Genomic DNA, 17,328 nt, shown 5'->3' with positions numbered 1-17,328 from the left:
TCTCCCTACCGGACGAACATGTGGGTCGTGGCCTGTCCCGCAAGGTCCAACACGGGCTGTGGGAGCACGCCGAGTACCACAGTAGCCGTCACGCCGAGCGCGACCGCGACCGCGGTGGCGGGCCCGGCCACGACGACCGGCCCGTCCGCGTCCGGCTCGCTGAAGAACATGACGACGATCACACGGACGTAGAAGAACGCGGCGACGGCCGACGACACGACCGCGACGATGACGAGCGGGGTCGCGCCCTCCTCCACGGCCGCCTTGAACACCGCGAACTTCCCGGTGAACCCGCTGGTCAGCGGAATCCCCGCGAACGCGAGCAGGAAGAAGGCGAACACGCCCGCGACGACCGGGGACCGCTTGCCGAGCCCCGCCCACCGCGACAGGTGGCCCGCCTCGCCGCCCGCGTCCCGCACCATCGTGACGACCGCGAACGCGCCGACGGAGGTGAACCCGTAGGCGAGCAGGTAGAACAGGGTGCTCGACAGGCCGTTCGGCGACGCGGCGATCACGCCCATGAGCAGGAAACCGGCGTGCGCGATGGACGAGTACGCCAGCATCCGCTTGATGTCGGTCTGCGTGATCGCGATGATCGACCCGATGGCCATGGTGAGAATCGCCACGGCCCACATGAACGGCCGCCAGTCCCATGCGAGGGTCTCGAACACGACGTAGTAGACGCGCAGGATCGCGCCGAACGCGGACACGACCGTGCAGGACGCCATCAGCGCGGTGATCGGCGTCGGGGCGCCCTGGTACACGTCCGGCTTCCACATGTGGAACGGGACGCCGCCGAGCTTGAACAGCAGCCCCACCGACAGCAGCGCGACACCCGCGAGCAGCAGCGTCTCGTTGCCCGCGTCCTTGCCGATCTGCGCGGAGATGTCCGACAGCCGCACCGACCCGGCGTACCCGTACAGCAGCGCCGCGCCGTACAGGAAGAACGCCGAGGAGAACGCGCCGAGCAGGAAGTACTTGACCGCCGCCTCCTGCGACAGCAGGCGCCGCCTGCGGGCGAGCCCGCACAGCAGGTACAGCGGCAGCGACAGGACCTCCAGCGCCACGAACATCGTGAGCAGGTCGTTGGCCGCCGGGAACATCATCATCCCGCCGACGGCGAACATCATCAGCGGGAACACCTCGGTCTGGGTGATCCCCGCCTGGGCGGAGCGCTGTTCGGCGTCCGAGCCGGGCAGCGCGGACGCCTGCGCGGCGAAGTGCCCGCCGACCGCGCCCGCCCGGCCGTCGCCGCGCTCGGCGATCAGCAGAAGGCTGACGAGCGCCAGAATCAGGATGGTGCCCTGGAGGAACAGGGTGGGACCGTCCACGCCGAGGGCGCCCTCGGCGGCGACATGGTGCGGGTCGTCGCGCCAGCCGAGCACGACCGTCCAGGCGAACGCCCCGGCGAGGCCGAGGAACGCGAGCGGCACCTGGATGAAGTAGCGGGCGCGGCGCCCGACGAACGCCTCGACCAGGACGCCCACCACGGCGACGCCGAAGACGAGCAGCATCGGGGCGAGCTGCCCGTACTCGATGTGCGGCGCGGGGATGTCACCCCCCGGCGCGAGGGCGGCGCCTGCCTGGGCGCTCAGTTGACCGCCGGTGTTCATGGGCGGGCTCCGTTCTCGGCGACGTTGCCGGTGATGTCCGGCGCCGGGTCCTGTTTCTCGACCCGGACGAGGGTCTCCTTCACCGACGGGTTGATGACGTTCAGCACCGGCTGCGGGAACACGCCCATCGCGATGATGATCGCGATGATCGGGGCGACGGCCCACTTCTCCCGGGCGTTCAGGTCCTTCATGCCCTCCACGGCGGGGGCCTTCGGGCCGCCCATGGTCCGCTGGTACATCCACAGGATGTAGATCGCGGCGAGGACGACACCGCTGACCGCGAGCGCGCCCGCCCACTTGTAGCGGTCGAACGTCCCGACGATCACCAGGAACTCCGAGACGAACGTGGACATGCCGGGCAGCGACAGTCCGGACAGGCCCGCGACGAGGAACGTCCCGGCGAGGACCGGCGCCGCCTTCTGCACCCCGCCATAGTCGGAGATCTTCGCCGACCGCCGTCGGACGATCATGAAGCCGATGACGAGGAACAGCGCGCCGGTGGAGAACCCGTGGTTCACCATGTACAGCGCCGAGCCGGACTGGCCCTGCGACGTCATGGCGAAGATGCCGAGGACGATGAACCCGAAGTGCGACACCGACGTGTACGCGATGAGGCGTTTCAGGTCGACCTGCCCGATCGCGAGGACCGCGCCGTAGATGATGCTGAGCACCGCGAACCCGAGCACGACCGGCGTCGCCCACTTCGACGCGCCGGGGAACAGTTCCAGGCAGAACCGCAGCATCCCGTACGTGCCGACCTTGTCGAGGACGCCGACGATCAGCACGAGGGCGCCGGGCGGGGACTGCTGCGCCGCGTCCGGCAGCCACGTGTGCACCGGCACCATCGGCGCCTTGATCGCGAACGCGATGAAGAAGCCGAGGAACAGCCATTTCGCCGTGGTCGGGTCGATGTTCATCCGCGACAGTTCGTCGAACATGAACGTGCCGCGTCCGAGCCCGCCCTCAGAGGTGGGCTTGCTCGACAGCGGGTACAGCCAGATCACCGCGACGAGCATCAGCAGCCCGCCGAACAGCGAGTACAGCAGGAACTTCACCGCCGCGTAGGAACGCTGCGCGCCGCCGTAGTACCCGATGATGAAGTACACCGGGATGAGCATCGCCTCGAAGAAGACGTAGAACAGGAACACGTCGGTCGCGGCGAACACGCCGATCATGGCCGCTTCGAGGGACAGCAGCAGCGCGAAGTACGTCTTCACGGACCGTTTCGCGGGGACGTCCACGCCGCCGGACCGGTCGTCCTGCGTCCACGACGCCAGCATCACCAGCGGGACGAGGATCACCGACAGCAGGATCAGCACCAGCGCGACACCGTCGACGCCGAGCGCCCAGTGGACCCCGAACTCCTTGATCCACCAGTACTTCTCGTCGTACTGGAAGCGGGCGCCGTCCGGGTCGAAGCCCGCCGCCATGACGCCGGTGAGCGCCGCGACGACGAGGGAGACACCGAGCGCGAACTGCTTGACCAGCGTCTCCCGTTCGCGCGGGATGACGCTGAGCAGCACCGCGCCGACCAGCGGCAGCGCGATGAGGACGCTCAGCCACGGAAAGTCGCTCATGAAACGTTCACCACCAGGAGCGTCGCGACGACGAGGGCGGCGCCGACGAACATCGACAGGGCGTAGGAGCGGGCGAAGCCGGTCTGGACGCGCCGGAACCGGCCGGACGTCCCACCGATTCCGGCGGCGGTGCCGTTCACGGCGCCGTCGACGCCGCGTCCGTCGAACCAGACCGCGAGCCGCGTCAGCCACTGGCCGGGACGCATCAGCAGCGACTCGTTGAGCGCGTCGCCGTACAGGTCCTTGCGGGCCGCGACGGTGACGAACGACCCCTTCGGCGCCTCACGCGGCACCTTCCGGGCGCCGTACTGCCGCCACGCGATCGCCACCCCGATGATCATCAGGACGAAGGTGGCGATGCCGGGAACGGCGAGCGGCTTGAACTCGTGCGCGTGCTCGGGCGCCCCGACGACCGGTTCGATGAAGTCGCCGAACCCGCCGAGGACGAGGAACCCGCCCGCGAAGACCGACCCGACGGCCAGCAGGATCAGCGGCCAGGTCATGACGGCCGGGGACTCGTGCGGGTGGACGTCCTCCGACCACCGCTTCTCCCCGAAGAACGTCATGAACATCACCCGCGACATGTAGTACGCGGTGATGCCCGCGCCGATCAGGGCGCAGGAGCCGAGGATCGCGCCGGACGTGCCGCCCTTGTCGAACGCGACCTCGATGATGCCGTCCTTGGTGAACCAGCCGGACAGGCCCGGGAAGCCGATGATGGCGAGGTACCCGAGCCCGAACGTGCCGTAGGTGAGGACCATCACCGAGCGGAGCGCGCCGTAGTGGCGCATGTTCACGTCGTCCTTCATGCCGTGCATGACGGAACCGGCGCCGAGGAACAGGCCGGCCTTGAAGAAGCCGTGCGCGATGAGGTGCGCGATGGCGAACACGTACCCGGCCCGGCCGAGGCCCGCGGCGAGATGCATGTAGCCGATCTGCGACATCGTCGACCCGGCGAGGGCCTTCTTGATGTCGTCCTTGCCGCACCCGATGATCGCACCGAACAGCAGCGTGGCCGCGCCGACGATCGTCACCACCAGCTGCGCGGTGTCGGACATCTCGAAGATCGGCCCGGACCGGACGATCAGGTACACGCCGGCGGTCACCATCGTCGCGGCGTGGATGAGGGCCGACACGGGAGTCGGGCCCTCCATCGCGTCCAGCAGCCACGACTGGAGCGGCAGCTGCGCCGACTTGCCGCACGCGCCGAGCAGGAGCAGCAGCCCGATCGCGGTGGCGGTGCCGGTGCTGAGCTTGGACGCGAGCCCCGCGTGCTCGGCGCCGGTGCCGAGGATCGAGCCGTAGTCGACCGTCCCGAACGTGGCGAACATCAGCGCGATCGCGATGATCAGCCCCATGTCGCCGACGCGGTTGACGACGAACGCCTTCTTCGCGGCGGTCGCCGCGGTCGGCTTGTACTGCCAGAACCCGATCAGCAGGTACGAGGCGAGGCCGACGCCCTCCCAGCCGAGGAACATGACGAGGAAGTTCTCGCCGAGCACCAGCAGCAGCATCGCCGCGACGAACAGGTTCAGGTAGGCGAAGAACCTGCGCCGCTCGGGGTCCTCGGCCATATAGCCGATGGAGTAGATGTGGATCAGCGACCCGACCCCGGTGATCAGCAGGACGAAGCTGATGGACAGCGGGTCCACCAGCAGGTCCATGCCGACCTTGAACGAGCCGACGTCGATGAAGTCCCACAGGTGCAGGGTGCGGCGCCGTTCCTCGGCCTCGTACCCGAGCATCTGCACGAACATCGCCGCGCCCACCGCGAACGACGCGACCGACATGGTGACGCCGAGCAGGTGCCCCCACTTGTCGGTGCGCTTCCCGCCGAGCAGCAGGATCGCGGCGCCCGCGAGCGGGAGCGCGATGAGGAGCCAGGACGCGGCCTGGATGCCTTCCGCTTTCATTCCGTCCGGCCTCTCAGTACTTCAGCAGGTTGACGTCGTCCACCGACGACGACCTGCGGGTCCGGAAGACGGTCATGATGATCGCCAGGCCGACCACGACCTCCGCCGCGGCCACCACCATCACGAAGAACGCGATGATCTGGCCGTCGAGGTTGCCGTGCATGCGGGAGAACGACACGAACGCCAGGTTCGTCGCGTTCAGCATGAGCTCGACGCACATGAACACCACGATCGCGTTGCGGCGTACGAGGACGCCGAGCGCTCCGATGGTGAACAGGATCGCCGAGAGCGCCAGGTAGTGCCCCGGACTCATGAACCAGCCTCGCCTTCACGATCGCCGCCGACGGCGGGCGATCCGGACTTGACGACGCGGGACTCGGCGTCCGCGTCCCTCGCCTCCTCCGTCGCGGCCCGCACGGCGCGGACGTCGCGTTCGACCGCCTCTTCCTCGGTGCCGCCGTACAGGTCCGCGTGCCGCTCCGCCGTGTCGGTGCGGGCGGCGATGACCGGGTTGACGGACAGTTCGGACGGCGTCCCGTCGGGCAGCAGCGCCGGCATGTCGACGGCGTTGTGCCGGGCGTAGGTGCCGGGACCGGGCAGCGGGCCCGGGTGGTCGCCGGACAGGAACCGTCCCTTGGACAGGTCCTTCTGCGTCGCCTTCGGCTCCGTCCGCTCCCGGTGCGCCAGCACCATCGCGCCGAGCGCCGCGGTGATCAGCAGCGCGCTGGTCACCTCGAACGCGAACACGTACTTGGAGAACAGCAGCCGGGCGAGGCCCACGACGTTGCCCTCGGCGTTGGCCTGGTCCAGGCCCACCGAGTTGCTCAGCGCCGCGTTCCCGAGCCCGACCGTCAGCAGGACGACGAACCCGACCGACGCGATGACCGCCCAGAAGCGTTGCCCCCGAATCGTCTCCACCAGGGAGTCGGTGGACGTGACGCCGACGAGCATCAGCACGAACAGGAACAGCATCAGCACCGCGCCGGTGTACACGATCACCTGCACGAACGCCAGGAACGGCGCGTTCTGGATCGCGTACAGCGCGGCGAGCGACAGCATCACGGTCGCCAGCAGCAGCGCCGAGTGCACCGCCTTCCGCACGAGGATCATGCCGAGCGCGCCGCAGACCGAGACCACGGCGAGCAGCCAGAAGAAGAACGGCTCCCCGGACTGCTTGTCCGCGACCTCCGCGGCGAGTACAGGTGCGGCGAGAAGGTGAGCGGAGGTCACTTCTTCTCACCGCCTCGGCGCTTCGCCTTCTCGCGCTTCACGGCCTGGTCGACGCTTGCCCGGCCGCCGTCCTCCGACGGGATGGTCGGGGCGGTCGGGGCGCCGGCGTCGTCCTGTTGCTGGAGGCCGAGGCGGTAGTAGTCCTCCTCGGTGTCGCCGAGCCGCATCTCGTGCGGGGGCGCCTCCATGCCCTCGCGCAGCGGCGCCAGCAGCATCTCCTTGGTGTAGATCAGGCTCTCGCGGCTGTCGTCGGCGAGCTCGTACTCGTTCGTCATCGTGAGCGCCCGCGTCGGGCACGCCTCGATGCACAGCCCGCAGAGGATGCACCGCAGGTAGTTGATCTGGTAGGTGCGGCCGTACCGCTCGCCGGGCGAGTAGCGCTCGTCGGCGGTGTTGTCGGCGCCTTCGACGAAGATGGCGTCGGCGGGACACGCCCAGGCGCACAGCTCGCAGCCGATGCACTTCTCCAGACCGTCCGGCCACCGGTTGAGCTGGTGCCGCCCGTGGAAGCGCGGGGCGGTCGGCTTCTTCACCTCGGGGTACTGAACGGTCTCGCTCTTCATGAACATCTGGTGGAACGAGACCCCGAACCCCTTGACCGGGTTCAGGAAATCAGTGAGTCCCACGGGTGACCTCCTCGGGAGGGGTTGGGAACGTGGAAGCCCCGGCCGGCTCGCGGGCCCGTCCGTGGTAGTGGGGCGCGTCCAGCGGCGGCACCGGGAAACCTCCGGCGGCCGGGTCGGGCCTGCCGCCCGCCTCCGCCGCGCCCGGCGCGACCTCCTTGCGGTCCTCGCCGCCCCGGACCATCTCCCAGATCACCGTGGCGACCAGCACCACCGCCGCGGCCACCGCGGCGTAGATCACGATCTGCCGCATGTCGTAGCCGTCGTTGCGCAGCGCGCGGATGGTGGCGACCAGCAGGATCCAGCCGAGCGAGAAGGGCATCAGCACCTTCCAGCCCAGCTTCATCAGCTGGTCGTAGCGGACCCGCGGGAGCGTGCCGCGCAGCCAGATGAAGAAGAAGATGAACAGGAAGATCTTGATCAGGAACCACAGGACCGGCCACCACCCGGAGTTGGCGCCCGCCCAGACCGTGGAGATCGGGAACGGGGCGCGCCAGCCGCCGAGGAACAGCGTGGTGGCGAGCGCGGACAGCGTCGTGAGGTTGATGTACTCCGCGAGGAAGAACATCGCGAACTTCAGCGACGAGTACTCGGTGTGGAACCCGCCGACCAGCTCGCCCTCGCCCTCGGGCAGGTCGAACGGGATGCGGTTCGACTCGCCCATCATCGTGATCACGTAGACGATGAAGGACGGCAGCAGCAGGATCACGAACCACTTGTCCTGCTGCGCCGCGACGATCTCCGAGGTGGACATGGAGCCCGCGAACATGAACACCGCGACGAACGACAGGCCCATCGCGATCTCATAGGAGATCATCTGCGCGGACGAGCGGAGCCCGCCGAGCAGCGAGTACGGCGACATCGACGACCAGCCCGCCAGCACGACGCCGTAGATGCCCATCGACGACATCGCGAGGACGAGCAGCACCGCGACCGGCAGGTCGGTGAGCTGCAACGCCGTCTCATGCCCGAAGATCGACACCTGCGGTCCGAAGGGGATGATCGCGAACGAGACGAACGCCGGAACCGCCGCCATGACGGGCGCGAGGACGAACACGACCTTGTCGACCTGGCGGGGGACGATGTCCTCCTTCAGCGCCAGCTTCACGCCGTCCGCGAGGCCCTGGAGCAGACCGAACGGTCCCGCGCGGTTGGGGCCGACGCGAAGCTGCATCCGGCCGATGACGCGGCGCTCTATCCACATCGTCATCAGCACGGTCACGACGAGGAACGCGAAGACGACGAGGACCTTGCCGCCGATCAGCCACCACGGGTCGTTGCCGAAGCCCTCCAGTGGCGTCTGAGCGGGGGCCGACGGGTTCATTTCACGCCTCCAGCGTTCTCGCTCGCGATCCGCACGACGCCGCCGGCGACCGCGCCCAGGTCACGATGCACCGCGCAGCCCGCCGAGTTCGTCGGCAGCCACACCACCCGATCGGGCAGGTCCGCGGTGATCTCCAGCGGGAGCGTGACCTCGCCGCGCGCCCCCGACACCGTCACCGTGTCGGTCGCGCCGATCTCCGCGGCCGTCGCGGGCGACAGCCGGGCGACCGCGGCCTTGGCGGTGCCCGCCAGGAACGGCTCGCCGTCCTGGAGGCGGCCCCGGTCGAGCAGCAGCCGCCAGGTCGCGAGCAGCGCCTCGCCCCGCTCGGGCCGCGGCGGCAGCGGCTGCCCGACGCTCGGCGGCTCGGGACGCTCACCGCGGTGGGCGCCGAGCTCGGCCAGCTCGCGGCGTGCCGCGGCCGGTTCGGGGAGGGCCAGGTGGACGTCCATCTCGTCGGCGAGCGCGTCCAGGACCCGGAGGTCGGACATCCGCCCGGCCGCCTTCAGCACGACGTCGAACTGGCGGCCCCGGCCCTCCCAGTCGACGAACGTCCCGGACTTCTCCGCGACGGCCGCGACGGGGAACACGACGTCGGCGCGGTCGGTGACCGCGCTCGGCCGCTGCTCCAGGCTCACCACGAACGGGGTGGCGTCCAGCGCCCGCAGCATCGCCTCCGGGTCGGCGGAGTCGTAGGGGTCGACGCCGCCGACGAGCAGCGCGCCGACCCGACCGTCCAGCGCCGCCGCGACGATCCCGTCGGTGTCCCGGCCGGGCGCGGAGGGCAGTTCCGCGACGCCCCACCTGCGGGCGACCTCCGCCCGCGCGTCCGGGTCGGTCACCGGACGGCCGATCGGCAGCAGCCCGGGCAGCGCCCCGGCCTCGATCGCGCCGCGCTCCCCTGCCCGGCGCGGCACCCACGCCAGCTTCGCGCCCGTCACCTGCGCGAGCCGCACCGCCGCCGTCAGCGCGCCGGGGCTGGTCGCGAGCCGCTCACCGACGAGGATCACGGCGCCGGGCGTCTCCAGCAGCGTGCGGACGTCGGCGTGCCCCGAGTCGCCGACGATGTCGCCGAGGGTCTCGGCCTCCGCGCCGGGCCGCGCCGGCAGCAGCGTGCCGTCGAGTTTGCTCAGCCCGCGCGTCGCGAACGGCGCGACGCCGTACACCTTCAGCCGGTTCTTGCGGTACGCCTTCCGGAGCCGCAGGAAGACGATCGGCGACTCCTCTTCGGGCTCGAACCCGGCGAGCAGGACCGCGGGCGCCTTCTCCAGGTCGGCGTACGACACCTCGATGGGGCGTCCCGCGACGGACGAGCCGAGGAACAGGGACTCCTCGTCCGACAGCGGGCGGGACCGGAAGTCGACGTCGTTGGTGCCGAGCGCGATCCGGGCGAACTTGGCGTAGGCGTAGGCGTCCTCAAGGGTGACGCGGCCGCCGGTGAGAACACCCGCGGAGCCGCGCGCCGCCGCGAGCCCCTCGGCCGCGATGGTGAGCGCCTCCGGCCAGGACGCCGGCTCCAGCACGCCGTCCTCGTTGCGGACGAGCGGGTGCGTGAGCCGCTCCGGCCGCGTCGTGTACGTGAACGCCCAGCGGCCCTTGTCGCAGTTCCATTCCTCGTTGACGTGCGGGTCGTCCCCGGCGAGCCGCCGGGTGACCTTCCCACGCCGGTGGTCGGTCCGCAGCGCGCAGCCCGACGCGCAGTGCTCGCACACGCTCGGCGTCGACACCAGGTCGAACGGGCGCGACCGGAACCGGTACGCGGCGCCGGTCAGCGCCCCGACCGGGCAGATCTGCACGGTGTTGCCGGAGAAGTACGACTGGAACGGCCGGTCGTCGGCGACCCCGACCTCTTCCTTCGCGCCGCGTTCGAACAGGTCGATGAACGGGTCCCCGGCGATCTGCTCGGAGAACCGGGTGCAGCGGGTGCACTGGATGCAGCGCTCGCGGTCGAGGAGCACCTGGCTGGAGAGCGGGAGGGGCTTCGGCCACGTCCGCTTCGTCTCCACGAAGCGGGTCTCGCCGCGTCCGTTGGACATCGCCTGGTTCTGGAGCGGGCACTCGCCGCCCTTGTCGCAGACCGGGCAGTCCAGCGGATGGTTGATGAGCAGGAACTCCATGATGCCGTGCTGGGCCTTGTCGGCCGCCGGCGAGGTGAGCTGGGTCTTGACGACCATGCCCGGCATCACGGCGGTGGTGCACGACGCCTGCGGCTTCGGCATCCCGCGGCCGTTGCCCGCGTCGGGGATCTCCACCAGGCACTGGCGGCACGCCCCGATCGGGTCCAGCAGCGGATGCTCGCAGAACCGGGGGATCTGGATGCCGAGCAGCTCGGCGGCCCGGATGATCAGCGTGCCCTTGGGCACCTCGATCTCGAAGCCGTCGATGGTGCAGGAGACCATCTCCACGGCCTTCTCCACCGCCCCCTTGTCGTCGGTGACGGTCACTTGGCACCTCCCCAGAGGGTGGACTTGGCCGGGTCGAAGGGGCAGCCGCCCTGCTCGAAGTGCTGGAGGTACTCGTCCCGGAACAGCTTGATGGACGACACGACCGGGCTCGTCGCGCCGTCGCCGAGGGCGCAGAACGCGCGGCCGAGGATGTTGTCGGAGATGTCGAGGAGCGTCTCCAGATCCTCCTCGGTGCCCTGACCGGCCTCCAGCCGCTTCAGCATGAGCTTGTACCAGTAGGTGCCCTCGCGGCACGGCGTGCACTTGCCGCACGACTCGTGCGCGTAGAACTCCGACCAGCGCAGCACGGCCCGGACGACACAGGTCGTCTCGTCGAAGATCTGGAGGGCCCGGGTGCCGAGCATCGACCCGGCGGCGCCGACGGACTCGAAGTCCAGCGCCACGTCCAGGTGCTCCTCGGTGAAGATCGGCGTGGACGATCCGCCGGGCGTCCAGAACTTCAGCCGGTGCCCCTCCCGGATGCCGCCCGCCATGTCGAGCAGCTCCCGCAGCGTGATGCCGAGCGGCGCCTCGTACTGGCCGGGCCGCGTCACATGCCCGGACAGCGAGAAGATTCCGAAGCCCTGCGACTTCTCGGTGCCCATCGACGCGAACCAGTCGGGCCCGTTCCCGATGATCGAGGGAACCGACGCGATCGACTCGACGTTGTTGATGACAGTGGGCCCGCCGTACAGGCCCGCGACCGCGGGGAAGGGGGGCTTCAACCTGGGCTGGCCACGGAACCCTTCGAGAGAGTCCAGCAGCGCCGTCTCCTCGCCGCAGATGTAGGCCCCGGCGCCGCTGTGGACGACGACGTCCAGGTCGTAGCCGGACCCGAGGATGTCCTTGCCGAGGTAGCCGGCCTCGTAGGCCTCCGCGACCGCCTGGTGCAGGCGGCGGATCACGTGCAGCACCTCACCGCGCACGTAGATGAACGCCTGGTTCGACTTGATCGCGTACGAGCTGATGATGATGCCCTCGACCAGCACATGCGGGTTGGCCATCATCAGCGGGATGTCCTTGCAGGTCCCCGGCTCGGACTCGTCGGCGTTGACGACGAGGTAGCGCGGGTTCGGGCTGGTCGGCGGCAGGAAGCCCCACTTCATGCCGGTGGGGAAGCCCGCGCCGCCGCGACCGCGGAGCCCGGAGTCCTTGACCGCCTGGACGATCTCGTCCGGTTCCATCCGCAGGGCCCTGCGCAGCGCCGAGTAGCCGCCGTCGCGTTCGTAGCCCGCGCGGGTGAACGAGTCGGCCTGGTCCCAGTTGCCGGTGAGAACGGGGGTGAGCGTGGTCACTGGTTCCGTCCCTCCTGGCTGCCGGGCTTGGCCTCACCCGTGACGGGCTTGCCCGGCTCGTGCGGTGGCTCGCCCATCTCCTCCGGCTTCACCGGTTCCTCCGGGCGTTCCCGGTCGACGTCCGCGCGTGGGGCCGTCCAGCCCCGATCCTTGGCGAGCTTCAGGCCGCGCAGCGACTCGGGCCCGGCCTGGACGCCCTCTCCGGCGCGTCCGTCCGGGAACCCGGCCAGCACCCGGGACGCCTCCTTCCACGTGGCGAGATGCTCCGCGCCACGGGACGGCTTCACCGGGCTACCGGCACGCAGGTCGTCGACGAGCCGCTTGGCCTTCTCGGGAGTCATGTTGTCGAAGAACTCCCAGTTGACCATCATCACCGGCGCGAAGTCGCAGGCCGCGTTGCACTCGATCCGCTCCAGGCTGACCTTGCCGTCCGGGGTGGCCTCGTCGTGCCCGACCCCGGCGTGCTCGCTCAGCTCGTCCCAGATCTGGTCGCCGCCCATCACCGCGCACAGCGTGTTGATGCACACGCCGACGTGGTACTCGCCGACCGGCGCCTTCTTGTACTGGGTGTAGAACGTCGCGACGCCCTTCACCTGTGCCGGGGTGATCCCGAGCTGCTCCGCGCAGAACTCGATGCCGTCCTGCGTGACATGCCCCTCCACCGACTGCACCAGGTGCAGCATCGGCAGCAGCGCCGACCTCGGCCGCGGATACCGGCCGATGATCTCCTTCGCGTCCCGCTCCAGGCGTGCGCGAACGTCGGGTTCGTACGTCATCGGTCCACTCCCCCCATGACCGGATCGAGGCTGGCGACCGCCGCGAAGCTGGCAGGTGCGACCATGCCGCAGGCCGAACCACGCGCAATGCTCATCGGTCCACGCCTCCCATCACCGGGTCCAAACTGGCGACCGCCGCGATGATGTCGGCGACCATGCCGCCCTCCGACATCGCGGGCGTGGCCTGCAGGTTGACGAACGACGGCTCGCGGAAGTGCACGCGGTACGGGCGGGTGCCGCCGTCGCTGACCACGTGGGCCCCGAGCTCTCCGCGCGGCGACTCGATCGGCGCGTACGCCTGCCCCGCCGGGACCCGGAAGCCCTCCGTGACCAGCTTGAAGTGGTGGATCAGCGCCTCCATCGAGGTGCCCATGATGTGCGCGATGTGGCGGGGCGAGTTGCCCATGCCGTCCGCGCCGATCGCCAACTGCGCGGGCCAGCCGATCTTCTTGTCCTCGATCATCACCGGGCCCTTGGCGGACTGGAGCCGGTCCAGGCACTGCTCGACGATCTTCAGGGACTCCTCCATCTCGTCCATCCGGACGAGGTAGCGGCCGTACACGTCGCAGGTGTCCTGCGTGGCGACCTCGAAGTCGTAGGTCTCGTAACCGCAGTACGGCTGCGATTTGCGCAGGTCCCACGGCAGGCCGGTCGAGCGGAGGACGGGGCCGGTGACGCCGAGCGCCATGCAGCCGGTCAGGTCCAGGTACGCGACGTCCTTCGTGCGGGCCAGGAACACCGGGTTGGCGTCCATCAGCTTCCGCAGCGCCTGGATCCGCTTCGGCATCCGGTCCAGGTAGTCGCGGATCTTGCTGGTGGCACCGCTCGGCAGGTCCTGCGCGACCCCGCCCGGCCGGACGTAGGCCATGTTCATCCGCAGGCCCGTGATCTCCTCGAACAGGTCGAGGGTGTACTCGCGCTCGACGAACCCGTTCAGCATGACGGTCGTCGCGCCGAGCTCCAGCCCGAACGTGGCGATCGCGACCAGATGCGAGGAGATCCGGTTCAACTCCATCATCATCACGCGGATGATCTGGGCCCGCTCGGGGATCTGGTCGGTGATGCCGAGCAGCTTCTCCACGCTCAGGCAGTACGCCGTCTCGTTGAAGATCGGCGCGAGGTAGTCCATCCGGGTGCAGAACGTGGTGCCCTGCGTCCAGGTGCGGTACTCCATGTTCTTCTCGATGCCGGTGTGCAGGTAACCGATGCCGACACGGGCCTCGTTCACCGTCTCACCGTCGAGCGTGAGGATCAGCCGGAGCACGCCGTGCGTGGACGGGTGCTGCGGCCCCATGTTGACGACGAGCCGTTCGTCGCCGAGGTCCTCGGCGCCGGCGACGACCTTGTCCCAGTCCTGCCCGCCGACGTCGAACACCCGGCCCTCGGCCGCCTCGTCGGCGGCGTAGGCGTCGTACTCGGTGTACTTGGTCGAACTCATACGTACGACCGCCTTTCGTCCGGCGGCGGGATCTCCGCTCCGCGGTACTCGACGGGAATACCGCCGAGAGGGTAGTCCTTGCGCTGCGGATGGCCGACCCAGTCGTCGGGCATCTCGATGCGCGTGAGCGCGGGATGACCGTCGTAGACGATCCCGAAGAAGTCGTAGGCCTCGCGCTCGTGCCAGTCGCTCGTCGGGTAGACGGGCACCAGCGACGGGACGTGCGGGTCGGCGTCCGGGCAGGTCGTCTCCAGCCGGACGCGCCGGTTGTGGGTGATCGACAGCAGGTGCGTGACGGAGTGCAGCTCGGCGCCCTCCTCCTGCGGGTAGTGCACGCCCGACACGCCCGAGCACAGCTCGAAACGCAGGGACGGCTCGTCCCGCATGGTCTTCGCGACCTCGCGGAGGTGCTCGCGCTTCACGTAGAACGTCAGCTCACCACGGTCGACCACGACCCGTTCGATGGCGTCCCCGAAATCGGGGTAGGCGCGCTCCAGCTCGTCGGCGATCACGTCGAACTCGCCGGGTTCGGCGGTGCCGCCGGGCCCGCCGTACGGGCGGGACGCCGACACCTTCGGGCCCTGCCGGATGACGAGCCCGCCGTACCCGGACGTGTCGCCCGTCGTCTTCGCGCCGAACATGCCCTTGCGGACGACCGGCTGTTCCCGGCGGTCCTCCTCGGCGTGCGCGGGAAGCCGGTCGGCCGCCTGCTCCGCCTGCTGCTCCGGGTGCTGCGAACTCATCACGCCCCCTGTCCGAGCAGCGGCAGCCTGCGCCGCTTCGCCTCTTCGAGCTCGGCGATCTGCTTCGCGCGCTGCGGGCCGAGCTTGGTGTTCTGGATCTTGTCGTGCAGCTTCAGGATCGAGTCCAGCAGCATCTCCGGGCGCGGCGGGCAGCCGGGCAGGTAGATGTCCACCGGGACGATGTGGTCCACGCCCTGCACGATGGCGTAGTTGTTGAACATGCCGCCGGACGAGGCGCACACGCCCATCGCGATGACCCACTTCGGCTCGGTCATCTGGTCGTAGATCTGGCGCAGCACCGGGGCCATCTTCTGGCTCACCCGGCCGGCCACGATCATCAGGTCGGCCTGCCGGGGCGTCGCCGAGGCGCGCTCCATGCCCCACCGGGAGAAGTCGTGCCGGGGGTCACCGGTCGCCATCATCTCGATCGCGCAACACGCCAGCCCGAACGTCGCGGGCCACACCGAACTCTTTCGCGCCCAGCCCGCCACCTGCTCGACCGTGGTCAGCAGGAAGCCGCTGGGGAGTTTCTCCTCAAGACCCATGGTTAGTCCCACTCCAGACCGCCGCGCCGCCATATGTAGGCGTACGCGACGAGCACGGTGACGATGAAGAGGACCATCTCGACAAGGCCGAAGAGCCCCATCCGGTCGAACGCGACCGCCCAGGGGTAAAGGAAGATGATCTCAATGTCGAAGACGATGAACAGCATCGCCGTCAGGTAGTACTTGATCGGAAAGCGCCCGCCGCCGACCGGCTGCGGAGTCGGCTCGATTCCGCATTCGTAGGCGTCGAGTCTCGCCCGGTTCCATCGCTTCGGCCCGGTGAGCGAGGCCATCACCACCGAGAACCCGGCGAAGCCGAAGGCGAGCACCCCCAGCACAATGACCGGAATATAGAGATCCATGTCTCTACAGCCTCTCCTCGCGATGTACAACGCTGTACAGGACGGGCCCTCCGCGAGCCGCCGCCACCCTAGCCAAGGCGATCAATAGCACTCCCCTCAGGGGGTCGGTCTTGCACTGTAGTCCGCTCACCTGCGGAAGCCTGCCTTTCCATGCCGTGCCTCATGCCGCGGGAGCCACCTTCTGCATCGCGTTGATCACGCGGTCCATCGCGTCGCCGCCCTTGGGGTCGGTCAGGTTGGCGAGCAGCTTCAGCGTGAACCGCATCAGCGTCGGGTGCGGCAGGCCGTGCGCGGTGAGGAACTTCATGACGCGCGGGTCGCCGATGGCCTGGACGAACAGGCGCGCCAGCGTGAAGTAGCCGCCGTGCTCGTCCTTCAGGATTCGCGGGTATTCGTACAGCGTCCGTTCGCGCTGGGCGGGGGTGCGGCGCGCGAGCGCCTGCACCATGACGTCGGCGGCGAGCCGCCCGGACTCCAGCGCGTAGTCGATGCCCTCCCCGTTGAACGGATTGATCATGCCGCCCGCGTCGCCGACGAGCAGCATCCCGCGGGTGTAGTGCGGCTGCCGGTTGAAGCCCATCGGCAGGGCCGCGCCGCGGATCTTGGAGGTGGCGTGGTCCTCGTCGAACTGCCAGTCCTCCGGCATCTGCGCGCACCAGCGCTTCAGCATGCCGCGGTAGTCGACGTTCTGGAACGCCCTGCTGGTGTTGAGGAGCCCGAGGCCGACGTTGGACGTCCCGTCCCCGACGCCGAAGACCCAGCCGTAGCCGGGCAGGAGGCGCTGGCCGTCCCACAGTTCCAGCCACGCCTCCATGAACGCGTCGTCGTGGCGCGGGGTCTGGAAGTAGCGGCGGACCGCGACGCCCATCGGACGGTCCTCGCGCCGCCGCAGCCCCATGGCGAGGGACAGCCGGGTCGAGTTGCCGTCGGCGGCGACGACCAGCGGCGCGCGGAACTCGACCTCCTCCCCCTCGTGTTCGGCGGTGACGCCGACGATGCGGTCGGTGCGCTCGTCGACGATCGGGCCGGTCACGTTGCAGCCCTGGAGCAGCCGGGCTCCCGCCTTGGCGGCGTGCTCGGCGAGGAGCTGGTCGAGGTCGGTGCGTTTGCGGACGAGCCCGAAGTCGGGGAAGCTCGCGAGCTCCGGCCACGGCAGCTCCACCTTGACGCCGCCGCCGTAGATGCGCAGGCCCCGGTTGCGTCCCCACGCCGGGTCGTTGACGTCGACGCCCATGCCGATGAGCGCGCGCACGGCGCGGGGGGTGAGGCCGTCGCCGCAGATCTTGTCGCGGGGAAAGGTGGCCTTCTCCAGCAGGAACACGTCCAGGCCGGCCTGCGCCAACCAGTAGGCGGTCGACGCCCCGGCGGGGCCTGCCCCGACGACGATCACATCTGCGTGCCGGGCGGAGTCGGTCACGGCGAATGTCCTCTTCAGCTCGTTCGCTTGT

Annotated in this window: 15 protein-coding genes; all 15 read right to left on the bottom strand. The window is 69.6% G+C overall.

The window, feature by feature from the left end; translation table 11 throughout:
* Positions 1 to 5: 5 nt before the first annotated feature.
* Positions 6 to 1,613, bottom strand: coding sequence for an NADH-quinone oxidoreductase subunit NuoN (gene nuoN, locus D0T12_RS20155; protein WP_117401206.1), 1,608 nt, complete (start codon positions 1,611 to 1,613; stop codon positions 6 to 8).
* Positions 1,610 to 3,190 carry an NADH-quinone oxidoreductase subunit M gene (locus D0T12_RS20150; RefSeq protein ID WP_117401205.1) on the bottom strand — a complete coding sequence of 527 codons (1,581 nt, stop codon included), beginning with the start codon at positions 3,188 to 3,190 and terminating at the stop codon, positions 1,610 to 1,612. Before D0T12_RS20150 ends, nuoN begins: the two co-directional genes overlap by 4 nt.
* The gene (gene nuoL, locus D0T12_RS20145; RefSeq protein ID WP_117401204.1) at positions 3,187 to 5,103 is read right to left on the bottom strand and encodes an NADH-quinone oxidoreductase subunit L; all 1,917 of its coding nucleotides are present in this window, start codon (positions 5,101 to 5,103) and stop codon (positions 3,187 to 3,189) included. The genes D0T12_RS20150 and nuoL overlap by 4 nt, the downstream gene beginning before the upstream one ends.
* Positions 5,104 to 5,116: 13 nt before the next feature.
* On the bottom strand, positions 5,117 to 5,416 hold the full coding sequence (gene nuoK, locus D0T12_RS20140; protein ID WP_117401203.1) for an NADH-quinone oxidoreductase subunit NuoK: 300 nt from the start codon (positions 5,414 to 5,416) through the stop codon (positions 5,117 to 5,119).
* On the bottom strand, positions 5,413 to 6,333 hold the full coding sequence (locus D0T12_RS20135) for an NADH-quinone oxidoreductase subunit J (RefSeq protein WP_117401202.1): 921 nt from the start codon (positions 6,331 to 6,333) through the stop codon (positions 5,413 to 5,415). Before D0T12_RS20135 ends, nuoK begins: the two co-directional genes overlap by 4 nt.
* The gene (gene nuoI / locus D0T12_RS20130) at positions 6,330 to 6,902 is read right to left on the bottom strand and encodes an NADH-quinone oxidoreductase subunit NuoI (protein WP_233526219.1); all 573 of its coding nucleotides are present in this window, start codon (positions 6,900 to 6,902) and stop codon (positions 6,330 to 6,332) included. Before nuoI ends, D0T12_RS20135 begins: the two co-directional genes overlap by 4 nt.
* Positions 6,903 to 6,945: 43 nt before the next feature.
* The gene (gene nuoH / locus D0T12_RS20125) at positions 6,946 to 8,280 is read right to left on the bottom strand and encodes an NADH-quinone oxidoreductase subunit NuoH (protein ID WP_117401200.1); all 1,335 of its coding nucleotides are present in this window, start codon (positions 8,278 to 8,280) and stop codon (positions 6,946 to 6,948) included.
* Complete coding sequence (locus D0T12_RS20120) at positions 8,277 to 10,676, bottom strand: NADH-quinone oxidoreductase subunit G (RefSeq protein ID WP_233526218.1); 2,400 nt, start codon at positions 10,674 to 10,676, stop codon at positions 8,277 to 8,279. The genes nuoH and D0T12_RS20120 overlap by 4 nt, the downstream gene beginning before the upstream one ends.
* A gap of 41 nt (positions 10,677 to 10,717) precedes the next feature.
* Positions 10,718 to 12,016 carry an NADH-quinone oxidoreductase subunit NuoF gene (gene nuoF / locus D0T12_RS20115; protein WP_117401198.1) on the bottom strand — a complete coding sequence of 433 codons (1,299 nt, stop codon included), beginning with the start codon at positions 12,014 to 12,016 and terminating at the stop codon, positions 10,718 to 10,720.
* Complete coding sequence (gene nuoE / locus D0T12_RS20110) at positions 12,013 to 12,792, bottom strand: NADH-quinone oxidoreductase subunit NuoE (protein WP_117401197.1); 780 nt, start codon at positions 12,790 to 12,792, stop codon at positions 12,013 to 12,015. Before nuoE ends, nuoF begins: the two co-directional genes overlap by 4 nt.
* Before the next feature lie 91 nt (positions 12,793 to 12,883).
* Complete coding sequence (locus D0T12_RS20105; RefSeq protein ID WP_117401196.1) at positions 12,884 to 14,230, bottom strand: NADH-quinone oxidoreductase subunit D; 1,347 nt, start codon at positions 14,228 to 14,230, stop codon at positions 12,884 to 12,886.
* Entirely contained in the window at positions 14,227 to 14,973 is a 747-nt protein-coding gene (locus tag D0T12_RS20100; protein WP_117401195.1) for an NADH-quinone oxidoreductase subunit C, read from the bottom strand. Before D0T12_RS20100 ends, D0T12_RS20105 begins: the two co-directional genes overlap by 4 nt.
* Positions 14,973 to 15,518: a NuoB/complex I 20 kDa subunit family protein gene (locus tag D0T12_RS20095; protein WP_117401194.1), complete on the bottom strand. Its 546-nt coding sequence runs from the start codon at positions 15,516 to 15,518 to the stop codon at positions 14,973 to 14,975. The genes D0T12_RS20100 and D0T12_RS20095 overlap by 1 nt, the downstream gene beginning before the upstream one ends.
* A gap of 2 nt (positions 15,519 to 15,520) precedes the next feature.
* Positions 15,521 to 15,880 carry an NADH-quinone oxidoreductase subunit A gene (locus D0T12_RS20090; RefSeq protein WP_117401193.1) on the bottom strand — a complete coding sequence of 120 codons (360 nt, stop codon included), beginning with the start codon at positions 15,878 to 15,880 and terminating at the stop codon, positions 15,521 to 15,523.
* A 160-nt stretch (positions 15,881 to 16,040) separates the two neighbouring features.
* Positions 16,041 to 17,315 (bottom strand): geranylgeranyl reductase family protein, encoded by a 1,275-nt coding sequence (locus tag D0T12_RS20085; protein WP_267900415.1) that lies wholly within the window; start codon positions 17,313 to 17,315, stop codon positions 16,041 to 16,043.
* Positions 17,316 to 17,328: the final 13 nt, after the last annotated feature.

This window comes from Actinomadura spongiicola (assembly GCF_003432485.1).
In the GTDB taxonomy this organism is placed as follows: Bacteria; Actinomycetota; Actinomycetes; order Streptosporangiales; family Streptosporangiaceae; genus Spirillospora; species Spirillospora spongiicola.
Note: the sequence above shows the minus strand (reverse complement) of the source record. Positions and strands in the feature narration are given on the sequence as shown.

Coding starts and splice junctions, on each gene's coding strand:
- nuoN (WP_117401206.1), bottom strand. CDS start 1,613: ATGAACACCGGCGGTCAACTGAGCGCCCAGGCAGGCGCCGCCCTCGCG.
- D0T12_RS20150 (WP_117401205.1), bottom strand. CDS start 3,190: ATGAGCGACTTTCCGTGGCTGAGCGTCCTCATCGCGCTGCCGCTGGTC.
- nuoL (WP_117401204.1), bottom strand. CDS start 5,103: ATGAAAGCGGAAGGCATCCAGGCCGCGTCCTGGCTCCTCATCGCGCTC.
- nuoK (WP_117401203.1), bottom strand. CDS start 5,416: ATGAGTCCGGGGCACTACCTGGCGCTCTCGGCGATCCTGTTCACCATC.
- nuoI (WP_233526219.1), bottom strand. CDS start 6,902: ATGTTCATGAAGAGCGAGACCGTTCAGTACCCCGAGGTGAAGAAGCCG.
- nuoH (WP_117401200.1), bottom strand. CDS start 8,280: ATGAACCCGTCGGCCCCCGCTCAGACGCCACTGGAGGGCTTCGGCAAC.
- D0T12_RS20120 (WP_233526218.1), bottom strand. CDS start 10,676: ATGGTCTCCTGCACCATCGACGGCTTCGAGATCGAGGTGCCCAAGGGC.
- nuoE (WP_117401197.1), bottom strand. CDS start 12,792: ATGACGTACGAACCCGACGTTCGCGCACGCCTGGAGCGGGACGCGAAG.
- D0T12_RS20105 (WP_117401196.1), bottom strand. CDS start 14,230: ATGAGTTCGACCAAGTACACCGAGTACGACGCCTACGCCGCCGACGAG.
- D0T12_RS20100 (WP_117401195.1), bottom strand. CDS start 14,973: ATGAGTTCGCAGCACCCGGAGCAGCAGGCGGAGCAGGCGGCCGACCGG.
- D0T12_RS20095 (WP_117401194.1), bottom strand. CDS start 15,518: ATGGGTCTTGAGGAGAAACTCCCCAGCGGCTTCCTGCTGACCACGGTC.
- D0T12_RS20090 (WP_117401193.1), bottom strand. CDS start 15,880: ATGGATCTCTATATTCCGGTCATTGTGCTGGGGGTGCTCGCCTTCGGC.